The organism is uncultured Georgenia sp., assembly GCF_937958535.1.
Lineage (GTDB): Bacteria > Actinomycetota > Actinomycetes > Actinomycetales > Actinomycetaceae > Oceanitalea.
Genome location: NZ_CALGNQ010000072.1, coordinates 1 through 11,499 on the forward strand (window position 1 = coordinate 1; position 11,499 = coordinate 11,499).

Sequence of the window (11,499 nt, forward strand, 5' to 3'; positions counted from 1 at the left end):
GGGACATGGCGGTGGCCGCCATCGACCGTCTCGGGCGCTCGGACGCGGGCTGACCTCCCGCGGGGCACTACCCGAGCTCGAGCAGGTGCTCCAGCCCGACGGTGAGCCCCGGCCGGGACCCGACCTCACGGACGGCGAGCAGCACCCCGGGCATGAAGCTCACCCGGTCGAAGGAGTCGGTGCGGATGGTCAGCTGCTCCCCCGGGTTGCCGAGCACGATCTCCTCGTGGGCGACGAGCCCGCGCAGCCGGACCGCGTGGACGTGCACGCCGTCGACGACGGCGCCCCGCGCCCCCTCGAGCTGGGTCTCGGTCGCGTCGGGCATCGGGGCCCGTCCCGCCGCGCGCCGGGCAGCGGCGATCTGCCGGGCGGTGGCCACGGCGGTACCCGACGGCGCGTCCACCTTGTCGGGATGGTGGAGCTCGATGACCTCGGCGGACTCGAACCAGCGCGCCGCGGTTGCCGCGAACTGCATGGCCAGCACCGCCGACAGGGCGAAGTTCGGGGCGATGACCACGCCCAGTCCCGCGGTGCGGGTGAGGTGGTCACGGACCCGGCCGAGCGCGGCCTCGTCCCAGCCGGTGGTACCGACGACGGCGTGCACCCCGGCGTCGAGCAGGGCGTGGACGTTGGCCTCGGTGACGGCCGGCAGGGTGAAGTCGACGGCGACGTCGGCGCGTCCGGCGAGGGAGGCGACGTCGTCGTCCCGCTCGAGGCGGGCGACGAGGGTGAGGTCGGGGGCCAGCTCGACGGCGCGGCAGACGGTGCTGCCCATCCGCCCGTCGGCCCCCAGCACGGCAACCTTGATCGGGTCGGTCATGGTGGAGAACTGTACTGGCGCCCGCCCGGCGCGGGCGGCGCCGCTCAGTGGGTGGTGAGCGGGGCGGTGCGCGCGAGGAGCTCGCCGGCCACGTCGTGCTCGAAAGGGCCGACGACGACGAGGGAGCGGGGCCGGGCGGCGAGCTCGGCGGCGAGCTGCTGGACCTCGACCGCGGTGACCTGCCGGATCCGCTCGAGGCTCTCCGCCAGCGGGATGATCTCGCCGTAGACGATCTCGGCGCGCCCGAGCCGCGACATGCGCGACCCGGAGTCCTCGAGCCCGAGGACGAGGCTGCCGCAGAGCTGGCCGATCGCCCGGTCGAGCTCCTCCGCCGGCAGCGGGTGCTCGGCGATGCGGTCGAGCTCACGGCCGAGCAGCGTGACCACCTCCGGGGTGTTCTCCGGGGCACAGCCGGCGTAGAGGCCGACGAGGCCCGCCTCGGCGTAGGAGGAGGCGAAGGCGTAGGTCGAGTAGGCCAGCCCGCGCTGCTCGCGGATCTCCTGGAAGAGGCGCGAGCTCATCCCCCCGCCGAGTGCGGTCATGAGCACCGACAGCGCCCAGCGTCGCTCGTCGCGGGCGGTCAGCCCCTGGCAGCCGAGGATGACGTTGGACTGCTCGGTGGTGCGCCGCACCGTCAGCGCCCGCCCCTCGTCGGGGAGCGGCTCGTCGCCCGCCTGGCGGCGCTCCACCGGCATGCCGGCCGGGTCCAGCTGCCAGCCGCCCGCACGGACGGCGTCGAGCACCTGCGCGCACAGGGTGTCGTGGTCCACCGCGCCGGCGGCCGTGACGACCAGCTCGCTGGGGACGTAGGTGCGGCGGTAGTGCTCGACCACGGCCTCGCGGGGCACCTGCCGGATGGTGGCGGGGGTGCCGCCGATCGGGCGGCCGAGGGGGTGCGGTCCCAGGACGGCGGTGGCGAACTGCTCGTGGACGACGTCGACCGGGTCGTCGCCGGCCATCGCCAGCTCCTCCAGGATGACGCCCCGCTCGACCTCGAAGTCCTCGGCGTCGAGCATCGCCGAGGTCACCATGTCGGTGATGACGTCGACGGCCATGGGCAGGTCGGCGTCGAGCACCCGCGCGTAGTAGCACGTGTGCTCCTTGCCGGTGGCGGCGTTCGCCTCACCCCCGACCGCGTCGAACGCGGCGGCGATGTCCATCGCGTCCCGGCGCGGGGTGCCCTTGAAGAGCAGGTGCTCCAGGAAGTGGGTGGAGCCGTAGTGCCCGTCGGTCTCGTCGCGGGAGCCCACGGCCACCCAGGCGCCGATCGCGGCGGAGCGCTGCGCCGGCATCGTCTCCGAGAGCACCCGGATCCCGCCGGGCAGGACGGAGCGTCGGATGACGCTGCCGTCCTGCTCCAGGCGGACCTCGGTGCCCGGCGCGCCGGCGGGCCCCAGCGGGAGTGCCTCAGGCACCGGCGGTGTCGCCGTCCTCCCGGATGCGGTTGCGCCGCTCGCGGCGCTGGCCCTCCCGGCGCCGCCCGCCCTCACGGCGCGGGCGCTCACCGTCGGACTGCTGCTCGGAGCCTTCCTCGGCGGCCTCCTCCTCGTCGTCGACGACGACGTGGAGGGAGAGCTTGCCGCGGGGGTCGATCTCGGCGAGCTCGACCTGCACCTGCTGGCCGACGGCCAGGACGTCCTCGACGTTGTCCACCCGCTTGCCGCCGACGAGCCGGCGGATCTGGGAGATGTGGAGCAGGCCGTCCTTCCCCGGGGCCAGGGAGACGAACGCACCGAAGGACGTCGTCTTGACCACGGTGCCGACGAAGCGCTCGCCGACCTCCGGCATCGTCGGGTTGGCGATCGCGTTGACCGCCTGCCGCGCCGCCTCCGCCGAGGGGCCGTCGACCGCGCCGATGTACACGGTGCCGTCGTCCTCGATGGAGATGTCGGCGCCGGTGTCCTCCTGGATCTGGTTGATCATCTTGCCCTTGGGGCCGATGACCTCACCGATCTTGTCGACGGGGACCTTGACGGTGATGACACGCGGTGCGGTGGCGGCCATCTCGTCGGGGGCGTCGATGACCTCGGTCATGACGTCGAGGATGTGCAGCCGGGCGTCCCGCGCCTGGGACAGCGCCCCGGAGAGCACCGAGGACGGGATGCCGTCGAGCTTGGTGTCCAGCTGGATCGCGGTGACGAACTCCCGCGTGCCGGCGACCTTGAAGTCCATGTCACCGAAGGCGTCCTCGGCGCCGAGGATGTCGGTGAGCGCCGCGTAGCGGGTCTCCCCGTCGACCTCGTCGCTCATCAGGCCCATCGCGATACCCGCGACCGGCGCGCGCAGCGGCACACCGGCGTTGAGCAGCGAGAGCGTCGAGGCGCAGACCGAGCCCATCGACGTGGAGCCGTTGGAGCCCAGCGCCTCGGAGACCTGCCGGATGGCGTAGGGGAACTCCTCGCGGGTGGGCAGCACCGGCACCAGGGCCCGCTCGGCGAGCGCGCCGTGCCCGATCTCGCGGCGCTTCGGGGAGCCGACGCGGCCCGTCTCGCCGGTGGAGTAGGGCGGGAAGTTGTAGTTGTGCATGTAGCGCTTGCGCGTCACCGGGGAGAGGGTGTCGAGCTGCTGCTCCATGCGGAGCATGTTGAGGGTGGTGACGCCCAGGATCTGGGTCTCGCCGCGCTCGAAGAGGGCCGAGCCGTGCACCCGCGGGATGACGTCGACCTCGGCGGACAGGGTGCGGATGTCGCGCAGGCCGCGGCCGTCGATGCGCACGCCGTCACGCAGCACGCGCTGCCGGATGAAGTGCTTGGTCGCGGCGCGGAAGGCGGCGGAGAGGTTCTTCTCCGAGTCCGGGAACCGCTCGGCGAGCGCGTCGAGCACGCCCTGGCGGATCTCGTCCAGGCGGTTCTCCCGCTCCTGCTTGCCGGCGATGGCGATCGCCTCGGTGAGGTCCGCGGCGACGTGGTCGACGACGGCCTCGTACTCCTCGGTGGTGTAGTCGAGGAAGCGGGGCAGCTCGGTGACGGGCTTGGCGGCCGCGTCGGCGAGCTCCTGCTGCGCCTTGCACAGCGCGAGGATGAACGGCTTGGCGGCCTCCAGGCCCTCCGCGACGACCTCCTCGGTCGGGGCGGTGGCGCCCTGCTCCTTGATGAGCGTCCAGGCGTTGTCGGTGGCCTCGGCCTCGACCATCATGACCGCGACGTCCTCGTTGCCGTCGGCGTCGGTGACGACACGGCCGGCCACGACCATCGAGAAGACGGCCCGCTCGAGCTCGGAGTAGCGCGGGAACGCGACCCACTGGTCGCCGATGAGGGCGACGCGGGTGCCGCCGATCGGGCCGGAGAACGGCAGCCCGGAGATCTGCGTGGAGATCGAGGCCGCGTTGATGGCCAGGACGTCGTAGGTGTCGTCCGGGTGGACCGAGAGGACCGTCTCGACGATCTGGACCTCGTTGCGCAGGCCCTTGGCGAAGGACGGGCGCAGCGGCCGGTCGATGAGCCGGCAGGCGAGGATCGCGTCGGTCGACGGGCGGCCCTCACGCCGGAAGAACGAACCGGGGATCTTGCCCGCGGCGTACTGGCGCTCCTCGACGTCGACCGTGAGCGGGAAGAAGTCGAAGTGGTCCTTGGGGGTCTTGCCGTACGTCGTCGCCGACAGGACCATCGTGTCCTCGTCGAGGTAGGCGACGGCGGAGCCGGCGGCCTGCCGGGCCAGCCGGCCGGTCTCGAAGCGGACGGTGCGGGTGCCGAAGCTGCCGTTGTCGATGACGGCCTCGGCGGACGTGATTTCGGGTCCCTCCATGGGGTTGCCCTCCTTCGTGATCGTCCGCGCCGACGTCGGCGGCCTTCGATCGAGGCCCACGGACCGCCACTGACGACCTTCCGGAGGCCACTACCGAGGACCGGCACGAGTCGTCCGGCGCGGGTGTGGTGTTGAGTTGTGGCCCGCCGTCCCCGGCGGACATGAGCAACCGGCCCGGACCCGGGGTGGGTCCGAGCCGGTACGGGGTCAGCGACGCAGTCCGAGGCGCTCGATGAGGCGGCGGTACCGGTCGATGTCGACCTTCTGCAGGTAACCGAGGAGGTTCCGGCGCTGGCCGACGAGGAGGAGCAGACCACGACGGCTGTGGTGGTCGTGCTTGTGGTGCTTGAGGTGCTCGGTCAGGTTGTTGATGCGCTCGGTGAGGAGCGCGACCTGCACCTCCGGCGAACCGGTGTCGCCCTCGTGGGTGGCGTACTCGGCGATGATGGACTGCTTGACGTCTGCAGCGAGGGGCACGGTTCTCCTAGGGATCTACTCGTTGCGCGGAGCACCGGGGCATGTCCACCCGGGCATGACGCATCCGCGGCCGATCTGACGGCAGCGACGATCGTATCAGACAGTGGCCGCGCGCAGTGCGGTGAGCGCGTTCTCCACGTCACGCTCCATCTGCGCGATGAGCGGCTCCATACCCTCGTAGCGCAGGGTCGGGCGGAGCCGGGTGACGAACTCCACGACGACCTCCTCGCCGTACAGGTCGAGGTCGTCGGTCCCGATGACGTGCGCCTCCACGCGGCGGACGGTGCCGTCGAACGTCGGGTTGGTGCCGATGGAGATCGCGGAGGGGAGACGCTCCCCGGTGCCGCCGTGACGGCGCAGCCAGCCGGCGTAGACGCCGTCGGCGGGGATGGTGCCGGTCGCGGAGGCGGCGAGGTTCGCCGTCGGGAAGCCCATCTCACGGCCCCGGGCGTCGCCGTGGACGACGACACCGCGCACCCGGTGGGGCCGGCCCAGCACGGCGACGGCGCCGGCGACGTCCCCGGACTCGATGAGCTCGCGCGCCCAGCTGGAGGACCAGCGGCGGTCGTTGCCCACGTCGCGGAGGATCTCGACGTCGAAGCCGTGCTCCTGGCCGAGGGTGACCATGGTGAACTGGTCACCGGAGTTGTCCCGGCCGAAGCGCGCGTCGTGCCCGATGACCACGGCCTTGACCCGCAGTGCCCGGACGAGGAAGTCGGTGACGAACTCCTCCGGCGTGGCCTGGGCGAACTCCAGGGAGTAGGGCACGACGAGGGTGGCGTCCAGGCCCACCTCGGCGAGCAGCTCGAGCCGGTCGGTGAGCCCGGTGAGCAGGGACGGGGCGCTCTCCGGCCGGTGCACCTGCGCCGGGTGGGGGTCGAAGGTGAGCGCGACCGCGGGCACTCCCAGGGCACGGGCCTGGTTGATGGTCGCGTCGAGCACGGCGCGGTGGCCGAGGTGGACGCCGTCGAAGTTGCCGATGGTGACAACGCTGCCGCTCAGATCGTCCGGGATCTGCTCGATGCCGTGCCACACCTGCACGTGGGACTCCTTCTGACGCCGGTGACCGCGGTTGCGACCGGAGCCGAGCCTACCTGCCTCTCAGCCGATGAGGACTCCGGCGATCGCCGCCGAGAGGAGGTTGCCGAGGGAGCCGGCGAGCACCGCCCGCAGCCCGAGGGTGGCGATGACGCCGCGCTGGGTGGGGGCGATGCCGCCGAGCCCGCCGAGGAGGATGGCCAGCGAGCCGAGGTTGGCGAACCCGGTGAGGGCGAAGGTGATGACGGCCTGGGACTTGGCGCTGAACTCCTCCGCCCGCGGCGCGAAGTCGGAGAAGGCGACGAACTCGTTGACGATGACCTTCTGGCCGAGGAAGCTGCCCGCGTCGACGGCCTCGTGGACGGGGACGCCGACCGCCGTCATCACCGGCGCGAAGACGTAGCCGAGGACCTCCTGGACGGTGAGGTCGGCGTTGCCGAAGAGGCCGCCGACCGCCCCGAGGACGACGTTGGCCAGCGCGATGAGGGAGATGAAGGCGAGCAGCATCGCCCCGACGTTGAGTGCCAGGCTCAGCCCGTCGGCGGCGCCGCGCGAGGCGGCGTCGATGATGTTGACCGGGGGCGGCTCGTCGGTATCCTCCTCGGTGCCCTCGGCCCCATCCGCCGGGGCGTCCGCGGCCCGCGCGCGGCGGAGGAGCTCGTCGCGGGCGTCCATCGTCGCGCCGCGCCGCCCGCCGCGCCGGAAGGCGGCGGCCAGGCGGGTCCCGGCGCCGCGCCGTCGGTCGCCGTGCCCACTCCCCTCCCCCGCCGCCTGTCCACTCCCCGCCGACAGCTCACTTCCCACCGAGGGCTCACTTCCCACCGAGGGCTCACTTCCCACCGAGGGCTCACGTCCCACCGAGGGCTCACTTCCCACCGACAGCTCACTTTCCACCGAGGGCTCACTTCCCACCGACAGCTCACTTTCCGACCGCGCGGCGTGGGGTCCGATGTGGGCCATCGCCCCGGCCGGGACGAGCATCTTGGCCATGAGGAGGCCGGCGGGTGCCGCCATGAAGCTGGCCGCGATGAGGTACTCGAGGTTGGCGCCGAGGAGGGAGTAACCCACGAGGACCGAGCCGGCCACCGTGGTGAGCCCGCCGGCCATGACGGCGAAGACCTCCGAGGGCGACATGTCCTTGATGTAGGGCCGGATGACCAGCGGCGCCTCGGTCTGCCCGACGAAGATGTTCGCCGCGGCGTTCATCGACTCGGCCTGCTCGGTGCCGAGCACCTTGGCCAGGGCACCGCCGATCCACCGCGTGACGAGCTGGAGCGCGCCGACGTGGTAGAGCACCGCGGTCAGCGAGGCGAAGAAGACGATGACGGGCAGCACCTGGAAGGCGAAGACGGTGCCCTCGTCGGGCAGTATCCCGCCGAAGAGGAAGTCGATCCCCGCCGACGAAGAGTCGATGACGGCCTGGACGGCCTGCGACACGGCGGTGAGGACGCGGCGTCCCACCGGGACGAAGAGGACGAGCACCCCGAAGGTGACCTGCACGAGCAGGGCCAGGGCCACAGTCCGCCACCGGATCCGGCGGCGGTCCACCGACAGCAGCCAGGCGATGCCCAGGACCACGACCATCCCACCCAGACCCCACAACACCTGCAGCACGGCCACTCCCCCTTCGTCGGCTGCGCCGTCCTGGCAGGGTGGCACAGCGGTGCCGGGGACGCGCGCCGTCAGGCGGGATCGAGCACGAGGACGGGGCGCGCGTGGTCGGCGCGGTCCTCGACCAGGGCGACGACGTGCCCGTCCGGGGCTGCCACGGCGACCGGTCCGGGGTGCCCGCTCGGCGGGATGCGCTGCCCGTACCGTACGGCCGCCGTCTCCCGCTCGGTGAGCTCGCGGACGGGGAAGGCGGTGCGGCACGCCTCCGTGAGCGGGAGCAGCGGCACCGGCCGGCCGGCCTCGTGGGCGGTTCCCAGGGCCGCGAGGTCGGCGGCGTGGTCGAGCGTGAACGGGCCCACCCGCGTGCGGCGCAGCGCGGTGAGGTGGCCGCCGGTGCCGAGCGCGGCACCCAGGTCGCGGGCGAGGGCGCGGACGTAGGTGCCCGAGGAGCAGACCACGACGACGTCGATGTCGGTGACGGGCGTGCCGTCGCCCGCCGTCGCGGTGCGTCGGTCGAGGACGTCGAAGCGGTGGACGACGACGGGGCGGGCGGCCAGCTCGACCTGCTCGCCGCCACGGACGCGGGCGTAGGCACGCTGACCGCCGACCTTGATGGCGCTGACGGCACTGGGCACCTGGTCGATCGGGCCGCGCAGGCCGGCGAGCGCCCGCTGGAGGGCGTCCGGGTCGACCTCGGCGGCTCCCCGCGACGCGGTGACCTCCCCCTCGGCGTCGTCGGTGACGGTGGTCTGGCCGAGGCGGACGGTGGCGGTGTACTCCTTGTCGGCACCCACGAGGTAGGTGAGCAGCCGGGTGGCGCGACCGACGCCGAGCACGAGGACGCCGGTGGCCATGGGGTCGAGCGTGCCGGCATGTCCGACCTTGCGGGTGCCGGCGAGACGCCTGACCCGACCGACGACGTCGTGGCTGGTCCAGCCGGACGGCTTGTCGACGACGAGCAGGCCGTCGGGAGGGTCGGCGGCACCGGAGGGGGGTCGACGATCGGTCACACCGGGACGTTAGCAGTGCGTGGTGCGAGGGCCCGCACGGGCGACGGGGACGCGAGCTCTCGGTGGGAACTGAGCTCTCGGTGGGAAGTGGGCTGTCGGTGGAGGGGGCCGGCGGGGTGGCGGGACTCCTCAGGAGGAGGGGCGGCGGCGGGCGCGCAGGACGAGCTGGGTGGCGGTGACGACGAGGAGCACCGCGAAGAGCCGCTGCAGCCATTCGGCGGAGATGGCCTGCGCCAGCAGGGCACCGAGCGGGGCGCCGACGACGCCCCCGACGCCGAGCACCACCCCGGCCCGCCAGTCGGTGTAGCCGTGGCGGGCGTGGCGCCACGCCCCCATGAGCGAGACGGGGACCATGACGGCGAGCGACGTGCCCTGCGCCTCGTGCGGGGTGAAGCCGAAGCCGAGGACGAGGAGCGGGACCATGACCACCCCGCCGCCGACGCCGATGAGCGCCGAGAGGAGCCCCATGAGCAGCCCGGAGCCGACGTAGCCGAGCAGGACGAGCGGGTCGAGGTGGGCGAGCTCGCCGGCGCCCGCGACGGGTGGGGCAAGCGCCAGCCGGACGGCGACGGCCACCATGACGGCGGCGAAGATGAGCCGCAGGGTGCGTTCGGACAGCCGGTGGACGAGCTCGGCGCCCATCAGGCTGCCGACGAAGCCGCCGACCACGATGACGAGGGCGGGGAGGAGGACGACGTCGCCGGCCAGGCCGTAGGAGACCGCCCCGGCGACCGCCGTCAGCGTGATGGCCGCCAGCGAGGTGGCCTGGGCGTGCTTCTGCCGCATGGCGAGCAGGAGCACGAGGAGCGGGACGAGGACCACTCCCCCGCCGATGCCCAGGAGCCCGGACAGGACGCCGACACCGACACCGAGGGGCGCGAGGCGCGCGATGCTCACGTCCGCGGCTCAGCGGGCGTCGCCGGCGTCGTCGTCGGTCTCCTCCTCCGCGGCGGTGGGCCGGCGGTAGGGGTCGGGGTCGCCCGCGTGGCGGGCGCCGGCGGCGAGACGGGCGAGTTCGGCGTCGCGCTGGGCGGCCTCCTGGAGTGCCCGTTCGAGCTCGGCGGCGGTGGCGGGCACCGCGTCGGTGGTGAACTCCAGGGTGGGGGTGAGCCGCAGGCCGAGCTGGCGACCCACCTCGGAGCGGATGAGTCCGCGCGCGGAGGCGAGCGCGGCGGCGGTGTCCCGCTGCTCGCGCTCGTCGCCGAGCACGGTGTAGTAGACGGTGGCGTGCTGGAGGTCACCGGTCACCCGGACCTCGGTCACCGTGACGAAGCCGAGTCGCGGGTCCTTGACCCTGGTCTCGAGCATCGACGCGACGATCTGCTTGATGCGGTCGCTGACGCGCCGCATCCGGGGGGTCTCGGCCATGGGTGTTGCCTCCTGTCGGGAGCGGCGTGGCACGCACCGGGAGGGGTGCGTGCCACGCCGGGCGCGGTCAGCTACGCGGCTTCTCGCGCATCTCGAAGGTCTCGATGACGTCGCCTTCCTTGATGTCGTTGAAGGACCCGAGGCTGATACCGCACTCGAAGCCCTCGCGGACCTCCGTGACGTCGTCCTTCTCGCGGCGCAGGGAGTCGACGGTGAGGTTGTCCCCGACGACGACGCCGTCCCGCAGCACGCGGGCCTTGGCATTGCGCCGGATGACACCGGAGCGGACGATCGAGCCGGCGATGTTGCCGACCTTGGAGGAGCGGAACACCTGGCGGATCTCCGCGGTGCCCAGCTGGACCTCCTCGTACTCCGGCTTGAGCATGCCCTTGAGCGCCTGCTCGACGTCCTCGATCGCCTGGTAGATGACCGAGTAGTACCGGATGTCGACACCCTCGCGGTCGGCGAGCTCCTGCACCCGCTCGGCGGGCCGGACGTTGAAGCCGATGATCACGGCGTTGTCGACCGTGGCGAGGTTGACGTCGTTCTGCGTGATCGCACCGACGCCGCGGTGGATGATCCGCAGCGCGACCTCGTCGCCCACGTCGATCTTGAGCAGCGAGTCCTCCAGCGCCTCGACGGCACCGGACACGTCGCCCTTGAGGACGAGGTTGAGGGTCTCGACCTTGCCCTGCTGCAGCGCCTCGTTGAAGTCCTCCAGCGAGATGCGCTTGCGGCGCTTGGCCAGGGTGGCAGCCCGCTCGGCGGCCTCCCGCCGGTCGGCGATCTGCCGCGCGGTGCGGTCGTCGGGCGCCACCAGGAAGCTGTCGCCGGCACGTGGCACCGAGGTCAGGCCCAGCACCTGGACCGGACGCGACGGTCCGGCCTCCTCCACCGGGTTGCCGTACTCGTCGAACATCGCCCGGACGCGGCCGTGCGCGGTGCCCGCGACGATGGCGTCGCCGACGCGCAGCGTGCCGGACTGGACCAGCACGGTCGCCACGGCGCCGCGGCCCTTGTCGAGGTTCGCCTCGATGGCCACGCCGCGCGCGTCCTTGTTCGGGTTGGCACGCAGGTCGAGCGCGGCGTCCGCGGTGAGCAGGACGGCCTCGAGGAGGTCGTCGATGCCCTTGCGCTGCAGCGCGGAGATGTCGACGAACATGGTGTCGCCGCCGTACTCCTCGGCCACCAGGTTGTACTCGGTGAGCTGCTGGCGGATCTTGGCCGGGTTGGCGTCCGGCTTGTCGACCTTGTTGACCGCGACGACGATCGGCACACCGGCGGACTGGGCGTGGTTGAGCGCCTCCACCGTCTGCGGCATGACGCCGTCGTCGGCGGCGACGACGAGGATCGCGATGTCGGTGACCTCGGCACCTCGGGCACGCATGGCGGTGAACGCCTCGTGACCGGGGGTGTCGATGAAGGTCAGCG

Annotated in this window: 10 protein-coding genes; all 10 read right to left on the minus strand. The window is 72.7% G+C overall.

Features of this window, described 5'->3' with window-relative positions; genetic code table 11:
* Positions 1-67 precede the first annotated feature (67 nt).
* The gene (dapB, locus tag Q0195_RS04225) at positions 68-820 is read right to left on the minus strand and encodes a 4-hydroxy-tetrahydrodipicolinate reductase (protein WP_299274996.1); all 753 of its coding nucleotides are present in this window, start codon (positions 818-820) and stop codon (positions 68-70) included.
* Between the two features lie 44 nt (positions 821-864).
* A complete protein-coding gene (locus Q0195_RS04230) occupies positions 865-2,235 on the minus strand; it encodes a pitrilysin family protein (protein ID WP_299274997.1) in 1,371 nt (456 codons plus the stop codon).
* Positions 2,228-4,564, minus strand: a complete 2,337-nt coding sequence (locus tag Q0195_RS04235) for a polyribonucleotide nucleotidyltransferase (RefSeq protein ID WP_299274999.1) — start codon at positions 4,562-4,564, stop codon at positions 2,228-2,230. The genes Q0195_RS04230 and Q0195_RS04235 overlap by 8 nt, the downstream gene beginning before the upstream one ends.
* A 207-nt stretch (positions 4,565-4,771) precedes the next feature.
* A complete protein-coding gene (gene rpsO, locus Q0195_RS04240) occupies positions 4,772-5,041 on the minus strand; it encodes a 30S ribosomal protein S15 (protein ID WP_299275001.1) in 270 nt (89 codons plus the stop codon).
* Between the two features lie 96 nt (positions 5,042-5,137).
* Positions 5,138-6,082 carry a bifunctional riboflavin kinase/FAD synthetase gene (locus Q0195_RS04245; protein WP_299275003.1) on the minus strand — a complete coding sequence of 315 codons (945 nt, stop codon included), beginning with the start codon at positions 6,080-6,082 and terminating at the stop codon, positions 5,138-5,140.
* A 60-nt stretch (positions 6,083-6,142) separates the two neighbouring features.
* The gene (locus Q0195_RS04250; protein ID WP_299275006.1) at positions 6,143-7,693 is read right to left on the minus strand and encodes a nucleoside transporter C-terminal domain-containing protein; all 1,551 of its coding nucleotides are present in this window, start codon (positions 7,691-7,693) and stop codon (positions 6,143-6,145) included.
* 68 nt (positions 7,694-7,761) lie between these two features.
* Positions 7,762-8,700, minus strand: coding sequence for a tRNA pseudouridine(55) synthase TruB (truB, locus tag Q0195_RS04255; protein ID WP_299275008.1), 939 nt, complete (start codon positions 8,698-8,700; stop codon positions 7,762-7,764).
* A 129-nt stretch (positions 8,701-8,829) separates the two neighbouring features.
* Positions 8,830-9,597 (minus strand): sulfite exporter TauE/SafE family protein, encoded by a 768-nt coding sequence (locus Q0195_RS04260; RefSeq protein WP_299275011.1) that lies wholly within the window; start codon positions 9,595-9,597, stop codon positions 8,830-8,832.
* Positions 9,598-9,606: 9 nt separating this feature from the next.
* Positions 9,607-10,068: a 30S ribosome-binding factor RbfA gene (gene rbfA, locus Q0195_RS04265; RefSeq protein WP_299275014.1), complete on the minus strand. Its 462-nt coding sequence runs from the start codon at positions 10,066-10,068 to the stop codon at positions 9,607-9,609.
* A gap of 67 nt (positions 10,069-10,135) precedes the next feature.
* A partial coding sequence (gene infB, locus Q0195_RS04270) for a translation initiation factor IF-2 (protein ID WP_299275017.1) occupies positions 10,136-11,499 on the minus strand: 1,364 nt, incomplete at its 5' end.